We start from the raw sequence: 14,714 nt of genomic DNA, 5'->3' as shown, positions 1-14,714 counted from the left end.
ATCTGGTCGGCTGAATTGTTCGCAGGGAACAAAAACGTGAACCACGCAATCCGGAGGGCCAGCGAACTGGCCCTGGACGAGACGACGGCCACCGCACTCCGGGCCGTGCTGAAGACCACCGCCGACGAGGTCGTCCGGGCGATCATCGACGAGGTCCCTTCCTACGCCAACGCCCTTTCGGGCAGCATGGGCGGCACCATCCGCCGAGCCGTCCGCACCGCCCTGGGACACTACCTGGACCTCGCGAGCGGGAACGCCACAGGCGGTGACGGCGGTGACGCGGCCTACGAGCTGGGCCGCGGCGAGGTGCGCGACGGCCGTTCGATGGACGCCCTGCTCAGCGCCTACCGCGTCGGCGCCCGCGTGGCCTGGCGATGCCTGGCGGCGGGTGCCGTACCCGCGGGTCTGCCCGCCGCCGAGGTCGCCAAGTTCGCCGAGCTGACCTTCGCCTACATCGACGAGCTCTCCGCCGCGAGCGCCGCGGGCCACGCCGACGAACTGGCCGCCCGGGGCAGGGCCCACGAGCGCCACCTGGAACACCTGGCCCGCGACCTCCTCGCCGGCGCGAGCCCGGACGTGCTGCTGGCCTCCGTTCAACGGGCCGGGTGGCAGCCGCCGGTTTCCCTGACCGCGGTCCTGCTGCCCGCCGCCCAGGCCCGGCCCGCCTACCGCACGCTCGACCCGAGCACCCTGATCCTCGACGATCTGCCGGACGCCACCGGTGTGCTGCTCGTCCCCGATGCCGACCGGGCACATCTCTTGCGACAGCTGACCGACCGCACCGCCGTGGTCGGCCCGGCCCGGCCGTGGACCCGTGCTTTCGCCTCGTACGCACGAGCCGTACGCGCGCGCTCCCTCTCCTCCGATATCCGCGACACCGAGGACCACCTGCCCGAGCTGGTGCTGAGCGCCGACGCGGACGCGTTCGCGGACCTGCGTGCCCGGGCCCTCGCACCGTTGCGGACCTTGCCCGTCACGACCGCACGGCGGCTGGAGGAGACGTTGCGGGCGTGGCTGCTGCACCAGGGCAGGCGGGACGAGGTGGCGGCGGCGTTGTTCGTCCATCCCCAGACGGTCCGGTACCGGATGTCGCAGCTGCGGGAGCTGTTCCCGGATCTCGGATCGCCACACCGGGTCCTCGAACTGACGCTGGCGGTCGGTCTTCGGGCCGACTGACGCGCACGTCGACCCTCCACGACCGCGTCCGCGAGCCGCCCAGGGATCGTGCCTCCTTCTCGGTGCCGTCAACCGGCTCATGCGGCCTGCGGGGAGGAGCCGTATGAGCCGGTTGGGACCAGGGGCCGACGTGCCGGCCGGGCAAGGCCTCGGGAAGCCCGTCGGGGGCGCTGTCCCGGAGAAGCGCGGTGGCGGATACGGCTCGACCGGATCCGATGGGCGATGCGCGCCGGCCCGCTCGTCGACGCGCTCATCGAGCAGCTCCTCTTGCCCGTGCCCTTCACGACACCGCGGCGTCCCGGAAGTGCCCCAGGTACCGGAAGGCGCCGTCGACGGCCTGGAACTCGAACATCGCGTCGTGGTTGTAGCCGTAGCCCGACTCGTACTTGACCGTGCGGGTGATGCCCGCATACGTGATCTCCGGCATCCGGCGGGCGATCGCGCCCCGTTCCCTCAGCGTCGTGCCGTCCTTGTCGCAGGCCCGGGCCAGGAACATCACGGCGTCGTGGGCCTCCGCCGCGTACCAGCCGGGATCGGCGCCGAAACGGGCGCGGTAGGCCGTCGTGAACGCGCGGGCGGAGGCGCGGGCCGTCGGGTCGGTGAACGGGGTGACGAACACCCAGTCCGTCGCGGCGGCGCCGGCCGACGCGAGGAACCGTGGGTCGAAGGCGCGTTCCGTCGCCATCCGGGCGCCGGTGAACCGGGCCGCGGCCAGCGCCGACGCGAATCCGGCGGCCCGGGTCGGGCCGCCGGTGAAGACGACGGCGTCGGCGCGGGCGGACTTCACCTCGGCGGCGAGCGACGCGTAGTCGATCTTCCCGGCGGCCACGTGGGTCACGGTGACGGCCCGGCCGTTGCGCCGCAGCGACTGTTCGGTCTGGTCGCAGACGGTCCAGGCGAAGTCGTCCTGCGCCCGGTCGTCCACGAGGAGCACGCGACGGGAGCCGACGTGGTTGCTGAGGTAGCGGACGCAGGGGGAGGCGAGGAGCCCGTACGTGACGCGCAGCGCCGCATGGCAGTGGAACACGTTGGTGCCGAACGTCGAACTCTGTGTGCCGACGCCCACCGAGACGGACACGACGGGCATCACCGCCTCGGTGTACGTCCGCTCGGTGGTGCGGAAGCAGGCGTCGGTGGTGGGGCCCAGTACGGCCAGCACGTCGGTGTCCTTCGCCAGCCGGGCGGCCAGTTCCTCGGCCCGTCCCGGGTCGCCACCGTCGTCGTACGTGCGCAGCTTCAGCCGGAAAGGGCGGCCGCTCCGCGCGTTGAGCTGTTCGACGGCCAGCCGGGCGCCGCCCAGCTGGGCGTTTCCGAGTTCCTTGTGGGCGCCGGTCAGATCGCCGTGGAACGCCACGACCAGTTCCCTGCGCGGAGGTCCGGTCCCGGAGGGCGTGGACGTTCCGGGCTTCGGCCGGGTGCTCCACCACCAGGCGGCCCCGCCACCGCCCGCCGCGAGGAGTCCCGCCGTCGAGCCGAGGCGCAGGAAGCCGCGGCGGCCGACCGCGCGCGGGGCGGGGCGGGTGGCGGAGACGGACGTCAGCGTCGCGGCCTCCGGTGACGCCGTACTCGCCGTACTCGCCGTACTCGCCGTGTTCGCCGTGTTCGCCGGTGTGGACGCGGACACCTGGGTCGACTCGATCGTGCCGATGGTGAGCACGGCGGCGGACCTGTCGTTGATCAGCCGGGTGACCGGCGCGGGCAGCCAGTCGGACGGTTCGACGGAGTCGGCGGGCGTCTCCTCCCCGAGCGACGCACGGAGTCGCGCGAGGCTCGGGCGCTCGGCCGGATCCTTGTGCAGGCAGGCACTCAGCAGGGGTGTCAGACCGTCCGGGAGCGCCGCCGGGTCGGGCTCCTCGTAGATCGTGCGCAGCAGCACCCCCGCCGCCGCGCCGCCGCCGAACGGCCGCACCCCGGTCGCGGCGAACGCCAGCACGCACCCCAGCGAGAACACGTCGCTGGGCGGCCCGATCTCGCCGCCCCGCGCCCGCGCCTGCTCGGGTGACAGGAAGCCGGGCGAGCCGACGATCACGCCGCTGGAAGTGAGCGCGGTGGCCTCCGGCGCCCGGGCGATGCCGAAGTCGATGAGCCGTGGCCCGTCCGGGGCCAGCAGGACGTTCCCCGGCTTCACGTCGCGGTGCACGAGACCGGCCCCGTGCACCGCCTCGAGCGCTTCGGCGAGCCGCGCGCCCAGCACCCGCACGGAAGCGGGTGACAACGGCCCGAACGCGTGCACCGCCTCGGCGAGCGAGGGCCCCGGCACGTAGGAGGTCGCCAGCCACGGTGTCTCCGCGTCGGCGTCCGCGTCCAGCAGCGGGACCACCCAGGGGCTGCTGACCCGCCGGGCGGCCTCGACCTCACGGCGGAAACGGGACCGGAACCCGCTCTCGTCGGCGTACGAGGACCGGACCGTCTTCACCGCGGCGATCGCCCCGCCCGGCGCACGGGCCAGGAAGACCACGCCCATGCCGCCGGCGCCCAGCCGGCGCAGCGGACGATAGCGGCCGATCCGGGACGGGTCGGCGGCCCGCAGGGGTTCCATCAGACGGTCAGCGGCGCGGGGCCGTCGTACACGAAGGCACCGCGGTCCACCCGCCAGAGGAAGCCGCCGGTGCCGTCGATGACCATCATGCCGTTCTTCTCGAAGGCGAACGTCTTGGTGATGCCCTTGTACTTCCCGTTCCGTACGGCCGTGAGCAGGTTCTGCCGGGTGCGGCCCTTCGACGGCAGCCCGGCCAGGGCCTTGAGCAGCATCCCGGTCACGTCGTAGGCCTCCGCCGCGTACCGGGGCGGCGCCTCCTCGAAGCGCTCGCGGTAGGCGGCGGCGAACTCGCGCGCCTCGGGTTTGCGGGTCGCGTCGATGACCGGAGCGACCATCACCCAGCCGTCGGCGCCTTCCTGAGCCCGCGTCAGGAATTGTTCGTCCAGCAGCGCCGGGCCGGACACCCGCGCACCCCGGAAGGAGCGCTCCCGCAGCGTCGCGGCGATCAGGGCTCCCCGGTCGGGCAGACCGGCGAAGAACACGGAGTCGGCCCCGGCGGAGAGCACCGCGTCCACCGCGCTGCCGAAGTCGCGGCGCATCGCGCTGACCACTTCCGGCACGGACGGGTACGGAATGCTGCCGAGCGCGTTGCTGAGGGAACTGCCCAGGTTCGTCCCGTAGTTGCCGGCCGGGCGGTCGATGACGATGCCGACCTTGCGCGATCGCCCCGCGCCGCGCAGGTAGTTGCTCACGTAGATGGGCAGCACCGCGTCGGGCAACCGTGCGTGCAGGAACGAGCGGAACCCCTGGATGGACAGGGAGGTCGCGCCGGGGGACACGGCGACGACCGGCAGCAGTCCGGCGTCGTACTTCGCGAGGGCGGCCTGCCCGGTGTCGTCGGTGGTCGGGCCGACCACGGCGAGGACGGCCGGATCGTCGGTGAGCTCCGCGGCGAGCCGGGCCGAGGCCACCGGATCACCCCCGTCGTCGACGGCTCTGACCTTCACGGTGAACGGGGCGTCGGCGCGCGCGTTGAACTCCGCGACCGCGAGCCGCAGTCCGCGCTCCTGGGCCCGGCCCGTCTCCCGCTGCGGTCCGCTGAGGTCACCGTGCAGCGCGAGGGTGTGCACCCGCCGGCGCGAGGACGCGGCGGCCGGGCTCTCGTCCCCCGGGCCGCGGTCGTGGGCGACCGCCCACCAGGCCCCGCCGGCCGCCAGCGCCACGGCTCCGCCGGCGAGCAGCAGGAAACGACGCCGGCCGCCCGGGAGTGAGTCCCGCGGCTCCGCCGGCTCGGACATGTCACGCGTGTCGGGCTCCGCCGGGTCGGCGGCGGCCGGTCTGTCGGACGGTGCCAGGGTGTGCTCGATGTCCGGCAGCGCGAGCGCGGCGGCCGAGCGCTCGGCGATCAGCCGGGCGACCGGCTCGGGCAGCCACCCGGACGCCTCTCGGTCCCGTGGTGCGGCCCCGGAGCTCCCTTCGTCCTGGGCGGCACCGTCGGCCGCCAGCTCCCGCACCAGCTCACCGGCGTCCGGCCGTCGGGCAGGATCCTTCTCCAGACAGCGGTCCAGCACCGGGAGCAGCCACGCCGGCACCCCGTCGAGGTCCGCCGGGTCGTGGACGGCCCGGAACAGCAGGGCGTCGACCGCTCCGCCGCCGAACGGCGCCCGGCCGGTCGCCGCGAAGGCCAGGACACAGCCGAGGGAGAACACGTCGCTCGCCGGGCCGATGCCCTCCCCGCCCCTGCCCTCGGCCTGCTCGGGAGACAGGAAACCGGGTGTGCCGACCACCATCCCGGTCGTCGTGAGCGTCCGGTCCTCCGGCGCGCGGGCGATGCCGAAGTCGATGAGGCGGGGCCCGTCATGGGCGGTCAGCACATTGCCCGGCTTCAGGTCCCGGTGGACCAGCCCGGCCCGGTGCACCTCGCCCAGCGCCTCGGCCAGCCGGGCGCCGAGCAGCCGCAGACCGCGCTCGGACAGCGGCCCGTACGCGGACACGGCCTCGGCCAGCGACGGGCCGGGCACGAACGCCGTCGCCAGCCACGCCGCCTCGGCGTCCGGGTCGGCGTCCACCAGCGGCACCACCCAGGGGCTGTCGACCCGCCGGGCCACCTCGACCTCGCGGCGGAACCGCTCCTTGAAGCCCGGTTCCTCGGCGTACTCGGCGAGCAGCACCTTCAGCGCCACCAGCGCGCCGCCCGGCGTGCGCGCCAGGTAGACCACGCCCATGCCTCCGGCGCCGAGCCGCCCGAGCAGGCGATGATCCGCGATACGCGCGGGATCCGACGAACGCAGCGGCTCCATCAGCTGTCTCCTCCGAGCTCGGACTCCACGCGGGTGAGCATCGCGACGTTGGCGCGCGACGCGTACGTTCCCAACTCGTTGTCCGAGTAGCCCTTGGCGCCCTTCATCGACACCGCGAGGGTCACCGTGCCCAGCCGGGTGACGTACCAGTAGTAGGTCTGCGCGCCGCTTCCGGTGAGGTACTTGCCCATCTCCACGACCTGGTCGTCGGAGTAGGTGTTGCTGCCCTGGCCGTAGGGAGTGGCGGTCGAGATGAGGTCGGCGATCCGCTCGTCGGTACGGACCTGCTGCTGCCGGCAGCGCAACGGCTCCTCCAGCGTGGTCGCCAGGTGCTCGTCGGCCTCGCGCACGGTGGTGTGCACGGTGACCGCCGCGCTCACCCTGAGCTCGCCCTTGCCGTCGGCGGCGGGAATCCCGCTGTAGCGGGACAGGGAGGCCAGGACGCCCTTGGGCAGCGCCCGCCGCACCCACCGGCACCGCTCGTCCAGCACGGCGGCCGTGCCCGGGGTGCTCTCGGCCGGCCGCTGCTCCCGGAAATCGGCGCCCCACGCCTGCGGTTTCAGCGCGACGGCCGCTGCCAGCGCCTCGGCCCGGCTCCTCGTCCTGGGCACCTTGGCGGGGTCCGCCTGGAACGGCGTCAGCGACGACGCGGCCCCCGAGGAGGCCGCGGCAGCCGAGGGCGAGCCGGACGTGGCTCCGGCGGCGGATCCCGAAGGCGCCGAAGGGCTCGGCCCGGCCGCCTTTCCGTCGTCCCCGGAACCGCAGCCGCTGATGAGCACCACAGCCGCCGTGGCGACCGAAGCGGCTGACCGCCATGGCCAAGTACGCCTGCGCACAACGATGTTGCCGCCGTTCATCCCCGCCCCCTCGCTCACGAGCCCCCCGCTCGCGTGCCGTGATCGTACCGGCGGATACGGGGAGTAGGCAGGCGGTTACATGAACAAGTGGCGGTCGAGCAGGCGTGTTTCGGTCGTGCGGATGAGAGGCCCTTCCGGAACTTCGCGCCTCGGTGGCGTACGGTCGCGGTCGCCCGATCCGGGCTTCCTGGCCCTGGGTGAAGGTGCCGTGACGGCCGTCGGCACGGTGGAGACCGGTGGCGGGGCGCCGCGCGTCTCCGGAGTCCGGCAAGGCGTGGGCGCCTCCGGTGGAGACGCGAGCCGTGTTCCGCGGTACGGGCGCACCTCGGAGCAGGGGTGTTGCCGATAGCGTGATCGCCTGCCGCATGGAAGGTCCATGTGTCCGGTCGGCCCGTGCGAGGGATTCCCGGTGGCGAGCGATGGGACCGTGATGAGCGAACCGACGAAGCCCGAGATCGAGGTCCCGCAGGGTGATGCGCCCACCGAGCTGACGATCCGGGACCTCGTGGTCGGGGACGGACCCGAGGCCCTGCCGGGCAGGGTCGTCCAGGTCCACTACGTAGGGGTCACGTTCGCGTCCGGCAAGGAGTTCGACTCCTCGTGGGAAGAGAACCGGCCGTTCAAGTTCGCCGTGGGCGGCGGCAGAGCCATCAAGGGCTGGGACCGGGGAGTGAGGGGAATGAGAGTCGGCGGCCGCCGGGAGATCATCGTTCCCCCACGTCTCGGCTACGGCAAGCAGTCACCCTCGGCGCTGATCCCGGCAGGCTCGACACTGATCTTCGTCGTGGACCTGCTCACGGTCGTGGGCGGACCCGCCGGATCGCGCCCCGGCTCGGCCGGTTCGGCCTGAACCTTCCGCTCCTGACAGCCGTCGAGAGCGCGCCCGGCTCCGGATTCCGGCGCTCGGAGGCGGAGACCGGAAGACGGGCTTGCGGCCGGCCTGGCCGAGTCGCTCGGGCCCCATACGCCCGGCCTGGATGACGGGCCGCAGGCGGAAGCGGAACCGAGTGCGGCCGAGCCCCGGTCGGACCGGGACGGTGCTGGAGCGCCGGGTGATCGCGCGGGCGGACGCGACGGTTCCGGTCTGCGCGCCAGGGCCTCGTGTCCGTACCCTGGCCACATGCGCATGCGCCCCACTTTGAGCTGGATCCCCACCGGGGAGGCGCCGCCGGGCACCACGGATCTGGAGCCGGTCTTCTCCGCGCTGAGCACCGGGGGCGTCCTCGTGCTCAGCGGGGCGGGCATCTCCACGGAATCGGGGATCCCCGACTACCGGGGCGAGGGCGGCAGTCTGCGTCGGCACACCCCGATGACGTACCAGGACTTCACCGCGAGCGTTCAGGCCCGGCGGCGGTACTGGGCGCGCAGTCATCTCGGCTGGCGGACCTTCGGCCGCGCCCGTCCCAATGACGGGCACCGTGCCGTGGCCGCGTTCGGGCGGCACGGCCTGCTCTCGGGGGTGATCACCCAGAACGTCGACGGTCTGCACCAGGCCGTCGGCAGTGACGGTGTCGTGGAGCTGCACGGGAGCCTGGCGCGGGTCGTCTGTCTCTCCTGCGGCACCTGCCTGCCGCGGCGCGAACTCGCCGGCCGGCTGGAGGAGGCCAACCCGGGCTTCGAGCCGGTGGCCGCCGCGGTCAATCCGGACGGTGACGCCGACCTCACCGACGAACAGGTCGGGGACTTCCACGTGGTCGACTGCGGTGTCTGCGGCGGCGTCCTCAAACCGGACGTGGTGTTCTTCGGCGAGTCCGTTCCGCCGGCCCGGGTCGAGCGGTGCCGGGCGCTGGTCCGGGAGGCGACGTCGCTGCTGGTCCTGGGCTCCTCCCTCACGGTGATGTCCGGGCTGCGTTTCGTCCGCCAGGCGGCCGACGCGGGGCAGCCGGTGCTGATCGTCAACCGTGACCCGACCCGGGGCGACCGGCACGCCCTCACACGCGTCGCGCTCCCCCTGGGCCCCGCCCTCACCGCCGTGGCCGACCGCCTCGGCATCCCCCTCGACGAAGCCGCGCCCTGAAGCCGGCCCCGAGCCGGCCCCGAGCCGGCCCCGAGCCGGCCCCGAGCCGGCCCCGAGACGGCCCCGAGACGGCCTCGACCGTACGGGCCAGGACCTCTGGCCCGTACGGTCGGATCGTCGTCGGCGGGTGCCGACTGCCCCTTCCGGGTGGCCCGAGTCCTACGGCGCGATCTCGAACGTGGGCGGCCTGAGGCCCGCGAGGCAGCCCGTGTCCGGTGCCGTCGGACGGTCGAAGAAGGATTCGGTGATGGCCTGCGCGCACGGCGACTCGGCGAACGCGACGTGGGCGACGTACGGCACCGTGACGACCGTGGACCGGCTCAGCGTACGGGCCACGTACGCGCCGTTGCTCGCCCCGGTCTGGGCGTCGAACCCGGCGGACATGACGAGGGTCGGGACGTCGCTCCGCGTCACGTCCCGGACCGAGCGCGGTGCCGCCGGGACGTCCCAGGCACGGCAGTCGTCGTGGAGGAAGGGGAGCTGAGGAGCGTTGGCGAGCACCGAGCGGGGGAACGACGGGAACGCGCGCCGGCCTCCCCGGATCACGTCCGCCTCGCTCTCGTACGGTGTCCACTCCCGGCAGAAGACGCCGTACGCGAGCCCGTGGGAGACCCTCCCGATGGCCTGCGGGCTCGTCTTGCCGCCCGCCCACTGCTCGGCGATGCGCCGCGGGTTGCCGTGGGCCAGCTCGTCGATGGAGCGGGGCACGCCGGCCGCCAGGTGGGTGGCAGAGGTCAGCCAGTTCACCAGGACCCCACCGTCCAGGACGACCTTCACCGGCGTCGCTCGGCCCGGGACGGTGACGTGGGTGGTGAGCGGCCGGGCTTCGAGCCGGCGGACCAGGCGTTCGAAGGTGTCCGACAGGTTCGGATAGCGGCGGTCGCAGGCGGCCTGCTCGGCGCACGCCTTGAACAGACCGTCGAAACCCTGCCGTGCCGCGCTCCAGGTCACGGCCCCACCCGCCAGGGACGGCGGCAGGACGCCGTCGATGCCGACGGACCGGATGCCCTTGGGGTGGTCGCGCAGATAGATGAGGGCCAGGTCGGTGCCGTACGAGATGCCGAACACGTTCCACTGCTTGATGCCGAGCGCTACGCGCAGGTCGGCGTAGTCGGTGGCGCTCTCGGTACTGTCGTAGGCGCTCAGGTCGCCGCGCCTCGCCGACCGCTCGCGGCAGGTCCGTGTCGCCCTGACGTGTTCGCGCCCGGTGGACGGCGCACCGTAGACGAGGCCCACGGCGCGGGCGTTGAACTCGTCGACGTCGGGACAGGTGAGTGCCGGGTCGGCGGAGTAGGTTCCACGCTGCGACATGAAGATGACGTCCCGGTCGCGGTTCAGGCCGCCGTCGATCGCCAACTGGGCCTCGGAGACCGCGTCGTCGCCCGGTCCGCCGGCGAACCACACGATCGGGTCGCGTGCCGGTCTCCTCGTGGCCGCCGGCACGATCGCGACGCCGAGGGTGATCTTCCGTCCTTTGTGGCGCGAACGGTTCTCGGGCACGGTGAGGGTTCCGCAGCGGGCCCCCTCGAGAGCGGGGATCGGGTCCGCCGTCCTCGGACAGGGACCGGGAACGAAACGGGCGTCGCCCGCCGTCCGGGCGACCGTGCCGAGCGGTGCCGGGGTGCCGCCCTCGGCCCGGGCGGGCGTCACGGCGAGGCCGGCGACGAGGATCCCGGCCGTGGCTCCGGCCAGAGCGGCGGGGAGCCGGCGCGGGGGGCGCGGCGTGTGCCGGTGGTGCGTCGGGCGGATGGACATCATGAGTTCTCCGGGGCGGGGGTGATGGTGAACGGTTTGGGTGCGAGTCCCGCCACGCACGCGGTGTCGGGCGAGAGCGGACGGGTGAGGAAGGACGTCAGGACGCTCGCCGCGCACGGCGACTGGGGGACCACCCAGTGGCCGATGCCGGGAATCCGCACGGCGGTCGAGCGCGACAGCGTCCGGCCCGTGTACGGCCCCCAGCGCGCTCCGGTCTTCGCGTCGAAGGATCCGGAGAGGATGAGCGTCGGCACCTCGCTGACGGTCGCGATCCGCTGGACGGCGGTGCGGTCGGGGACGTTCCAGACACGGCAGACGTCGTGTTCGAAGGGAAGCTGCGGTGCCTGGGCCAGCACCGTGTCCGGCCACCCGGGGAACGCCCTGCGCCCCGCGTCGAGCAGGTCGGACTTTGTACGGCCCGGCACCCACTCGCCGCAGGCCACCGACTGGGTCAGACCGTGGGCGAACTCGCCGATGACGGGACGCGCGCCGGCGGCGCGGGCCCGGGCGAAGCGCTCGGGGTTTCCGTGGGCGAGTTCGTCGAGGGCCGCGGGGACGTCGACGGCCGGGACGGCGTTGGCGACCAGCAGGTTCACCAGCGACCCTCCGTCGAGGACCACCTTCACCGGGTCTCCACCGCCGGGCGGCCGGGCGGTGACCGTGAGGGGGTGTGCCTCCAGCCGCCCGACCTGCCGGGTCAGCGTGCCCGGGAGGTCCGGGTAGCGGCTGTGGCAGCGGGGCTGGGCCGCGCACGCCGCGAAGACGGCGCCGATCCCCTCCCTGGCGCTGTCCCAGGTCCAGGGCAGGCTCACGATCTGCGGGGGCACGACGGAGTCGACGGCCACCGAGCGGACGCCCTGCGGGTGCCGGCGCAGGAAGGTGAGCGCCAGGTCGGTGCCGTACGAGTACCCGTAGACGTTCCAGCGCCGGAGGCCCAGCGCCTTGCGCAGGTCGGCGAAGTCGGCCGCGTTCTCGGTGGTGTTGTAGGCGCTCAGCTCGACCCCGTCGGCCGTCAGACGGGTGCGGCACTCCTTCGCCGCGCGCACCAGGCGACGTCCGGTCGACGGTGCGTCGTAGCGCAGCCCCACGGCGTCCGCGTAGAACCGGTCGATCTCGGGACAGGCCAGGTTCGGCTGAGAATGGAGCGTTCCGCGCTGCGCCATGACGATGAGATCGCGATCCCGGTTCACGCCTGCGTCGATCAGGAACGGGATGTCGTCGATCGCGTCGGCTCCCGGGCCACCGGTCATGAACACCACCGGGTCCCTCGCGGGCCGCGTCGACGCGGCCGGGATGGTCGCGACCGTCAGCCGGACGGTCCGCCCGCCCCGGTGGGCGCGGTTCTCGGGCACCTCCAGGACCCCGCATCGTCCGGGGACCGGCTCTGACGTCCGAGGGCAGGGACCGGGGACGAACCGGCTCGCGGGTCCGGACGGGGGCTCGCCGGCAGGCGGCGAGGCGGCGCTGCTCGGCGATGTGCCGGCCGCCCCCAGAAGGGCCAGGGAGGCCGCCACGAGTGCCATCGACGCGCGTACGCGCCGGGGTCGCCGCCGCGCGTACCGGTGCGGGGTCCTTCTTCTTACGGTCCTGCCGTTCCCGTCCACGGGCGGCAGGCAATCAGGGGTGATGCCCTCTTCCGTCATGTGGTCCCGTCTCTCCGTCGTCCCCGGTGGCTCGGACCGGGACGACGCCGCGTGACTTCGCCCGCCGCCGCACGGCCGGGCGGGCATTGCGTACGCCAGCCTGGGTCGGCGAGGAGACGTCCACCACCGGTGGGCTCCACTTGGGGTGTCGGCGCCACCCCGACGCCGCTCTCCCCGCCGTACGGCGCGGTCGTCCGGCACCGGGCCCGTCACGATCCGTCACGCCGGGGCGCGCGAGCGAGGTTTCGAGGCCCGGGCGCATCCGGGACCCACGTACGGGGGATGCCTTTCCGGCCGTCCCCGGCCACCGCGAAGCGGTCGGGTGGGCCCGTGGCCGGCCGGCCATCGGTTGCGGTCGCCGTGCGCTTCTGCGTACGGGTGCGCCGCGGCCGGGACGGCGGTTCCCACGGGTGTCCCGCTCGCGTGCTGGGCAGGCCGGCCGAGGGCGCCGTGCGCGGCGATCGGCTCAGCGACACCACCCGGGCGGGCGATGGTGCGGCACGTGTGGGTGAGCGCTTCCTACGATCACCACCGAACTCCACGGACATGACGCGAAGGGACGACCTGTGATCCGCACCGTTGCCAAGGCCGCCGTACTGCTCGGCGCCGCCCTCCTCTCCGTACCCGGCACCGCTGTTGCCGCCGACAGAGACGGTGACGCCCCGCTCGTGGTCATCAACAACGTGCACCAGTACGCGGGCGGTGACATCTTCGAAGTCGGCCGTGACAACTTCGTGGGCTCTGGCAACGGGAACGGCGCCGCCCAGCCGTCCGGAGTCGGCACTCCGGGTGCGACTACGGCGGTGGTGCGCATCGTCACGGGATACTCCGTGCCGAACTCCGGAGTCCCGCTCGTGTCCCATGAGGGCAGCGGGGACTACCCCCGTGCTCTCTACCCCGCCTACAACGTCCAGGTTCCCATCGACGGTTCCTCCTCGGCCGTGTACCGGACCGAGGACTCGGCCGGGACGGTCGCGGTCAACGCCACGGTGGGAGCGGACGGCAGGGTGAACCCGGGCTGCACCGCCGAGGGCACCCTGGTGTGCCGAGTCGACTACGACGGGCAGGGCAACCCGTTCCTGAAGGTCGACGGCCGCTGACGCGGCGCCGGCGGTGGCGGGGTCCCCGGTGACGAGGCGGCGCCGCCACCCCGGCTCGCCCCGGGACCGCCGGCCGCCCCGGCCGGTCGTTCCCGGTCGGGGCGGCCGGGCCGACCGCCCCCGGCGCGTGGCCCGCGACGACCGTCAGCCGTCCTCGCGCAGGCCCCACGGCGAGCCGTACTCGGTGAGCAGGTCGAGGAAGGGCCGGGGCGGCAGGGCCTCCGGGCCGAGGACGCCGCCGGCCGACCAGACCCCGCCCGCGACGAGTTCGAGGGCGATGACCGGATTGACGGCGGTCTGCCACACCACCGCCTGGGAGCCGTACTCGCGCATCGACCACTCGTTGTCGACCACGTGGTACAGGTAGACCTCGCGCGCCGAGCCGTCCTTGGTGCCCTTCACCCAGGTGCCCGCGCAGGTCTTGCCCGTCATGCGGTCGCCCAGCGTGGCCGGGTCGGGCAGGCAGGCGGCGACCACGTCACGCGGGGAGACCGCCACGGGGCCGTTCTCCGAAGGGACGGTGACCTTCCTGGTGGCGTCCAGACCCAGCTCGTGGAGTGTCTTGAGCTTGGCGATGAAGTCGTCACCGAGGCCGTACTTGAACGTCACCCGGCGGGCGTCGACCCAGCGGGGGATGAGCAGGACCTCCTCGTGCTCCACGTTGACGCACTCCACCGGGCCGATGCCCTCGGGGAACTCGAACACCTCCGGTTCGCTGAAGGGTTCGGTGGTGAACCAGCCGCGGTCCTTCTCGTAGACCACCGGCGGATTGAGGCACTCCTCGATGGTCGTCCAGATACTGAAGGACGGGGCGAAGTCGTATCCCTCGACCGTCAGGTTCGCGCCGTCCCGGACGCCGATCTCCTCGATCTCGTCGAACAGTTCGTCGGCGGCGTAGCGCGCGAAGACGTCCGACAGGCCCGGCTCCACCCCCATCCCGACCAGGGCCAGTCGCCCGGACCGCTCCCACGCCCCGGCCCGCTCGAACTGCGCGTCGCCGAGCTTCACACCGCATCGCTCGTACGGGTGGGTGGCATGCGGGGTGGACAGGGACATCGCCATGTCGAGATAGTGCGTGCCCGCCGCGCCCGCCGCGTCGAACAGCGGCATCACGAACCGCGGATCGGTCGCGTTGAGCAAGGCGTCGCACCTCTCCTCGACGAGCGCCCGCCGAACCGCCTGCTCGTCGGAGGCGTCCAGACGCCTCGCGCTGAACCGGCCCCCGTGGTCCCCGAGCGCCGCGACGGCCGCCTCGGCGCGAGCGAGGTCGTAGTCCGCGACGACCATGTGGGTCAGGAAGTCACGACGGGCCGCGATACGGGTGACGGCGGTGCCCACGCCGCCCGCACCCACGAGAAGTACTCGCATGTCACACACCTTTCGTCGC

Annotated in this window: 10 protein-coding genes; 4 read left to right on the top strand and 6 right to left on the bottom strand. The window is 73.4% G+C overall.

The window, feature by feature from the left end; translation table 11 throughout:
* Positions 1–36: 36 nt before the first annotated feature.
* Complete coding sequence (locus tag ACFYW7_RS09095; protein WP_389499666.1) at positions 37–1,176, top strand: PucR family transcriptional regulator; 1,140 nt, start codon at positions 37–39, stop codon at positions 1,174–1,176.
* Between the two features lie 280 nt (positions 1,177–1,456).
* Here the strand turns inward: ACFYW7_RS09095 and ACFYW7_RS09090 are convergent, their stop codons facing one another.
* From ACFYW7_RS09090 to ACFYW7_RS09080, 3 genes are read right to left on the bottom strand one after another with little or no spacing between them, the layout of a single operon-like run.
* On the bottom strand, positions 1,457–3,715 hold the full coding sequence (locus ACFYW7_RS09090; protein WP_389499664.1) for a bifunctional serine/threonine-protein kinase/ABC transporter substrate-binding protein: 2,259 nt from the start codon (positions 3,713–3,715) through the stop codon (positions 1,457–1,459).
* Positions 3,715–5,955: a bifunctional serine/threonine-protein kinase/ABC transporter substrate-binding protein gene (locus ACFYW7_RS09085; RefSeq protein WP_389499661.1), complete on the bottom strand. Its 2,241-nt coding sequence runs from the start codon at positions 5,953–5,955 to the stop codon at positions 3,715–3,717. Before ACFYW7_RS09085 ends, ACFYW7_RS09090 begins: the two co-directional genes overlap by 1 nt.
* Positions 5,955–6,812 (bottom strand): hypothetical protein, encoded by an 858-nt coding sequence (locus tag ACFYW7_RS09080; protein WP_389499657.1) that lies wholly within the window; start codon positions 6,810–6,812, stop codon positions 5,955–5,957. Before ACFYW7_RS09080 ends, ACFYW7_RS09085 begins: the two co-directional genes overlap by 1 nt.
* Positions 6,813–7,242: 430 nt before the next feature.
* Here ACFYW7_RS09080 and ACFYW7_RS09075 point away from each other — a divergent pair, with 430 nt between their 5' ends.
* Together ACFYW7_RS09075 and ACFYW7_RS09070 are read left to right on the top strand one after the other, a co-directional pair.
* Positions 7,243–7,662 carry an FKBP-type peptidyl-prolyl cis-trans isomerase gene (locus ACFYW7_RS09075; RefSeq protein WP_389499655.1) on the top strand — a complete coding sequence of 140 codons (420 nt, stop codon included), beginning with the start codon at positions 7,243–7,245 and terminating at the stop codon, positions 7,660–7,662.
* A gap of 270 nt (positions 7,663–7,932) precedes the next feature.
* On the top strand, positions 7,933–8,829 hold the full coding sequence (locus ACFYW7_RS09070) for an NAD-dependent protein deacetylase (RefSeq protein ID WP_389499653.1): 897 nt from the start codon (positions 7,933–7,935) through the stop codon (positions 8,827–8,829).
* A gap of 159 nt (positions 8,830–8,988) precedes the next feature.
* On the opposite strand, the gene ACFYW7_RS09065 is transcribed toward ACFYW7_RS09070, so the two are convergent.
* Complete coding sequence (locus ACFYW7_RS09065; protein WP_389499651.1) at positions 8,989–10,587, bottom strand: alpha/beta fold hydrolase; 1,599 nt, start codon at positions 10,585–10,587, stop codon at positions 8,989–8,991.
* Complete coding sequence (locus ACFYW7_RS09060) at positions 10,584–11,936, bottom strand: alpha/beta fold hydrolase (RefSeq protein ID WP_389499649.1); 1,353 nt, start codon at positions 11,934–11,936, stop codon at positions 10,584–10,586. The genes ACFYW7_RS09065 and ACFYW7_RS09060 overlap by 4 nt, the downstream gene beginning before the upstream one ends.
* A gap of 857 nt (positions 11,937–12,793) precedes the next feature.
* On the opposite strand from ACFYW7_RS09060, the gene ACFYW7_RS09055 reads away from it, so the two are divergent.
* Positions 12,794–13,327 carry a hypothetical protein gene (locus ACFYW7_RS09055; RefSeq protein WP_389499647.1) on the top strand — a complete coding sequence of 178 codons (534 nt, stop codon included), beginning with the start codon at positions 12,794–12,796 and terminating at the stop codon, positions 13,325–13,327.
* 144 nt (positions 13,328–13,471) lie between these two features.
* Here the strand turns inward: ACFYW7_RS09055 and ACFYW7_RS09050 are convergent, their stop codons facing one another.
* Entirely contained in the window at positions 13,472–14,695 is a 1,224-nt protein-coding gene (locus ACFYW7_RS09050) for a saccharopine dehydrogenase family protein (protein WP_389499645.1), read from the bottom strand.
* Positions 14,696–14,714 lie beyond the last annotated feature (19 nt).

The organism is Streptomyces sp. NPDC002580, assembly GCF_042889485.1.
GTDB lineage: Bacteria > Actinomycetota > Actinomycetes > Streptomycetales > Streptomycetaceae > Streptomyces.
The sequence above is the reverse complement of the archived record's forward strand: the minus strand, read 5'-3'. Positions and strand labels throughout refer to the sequence as shown.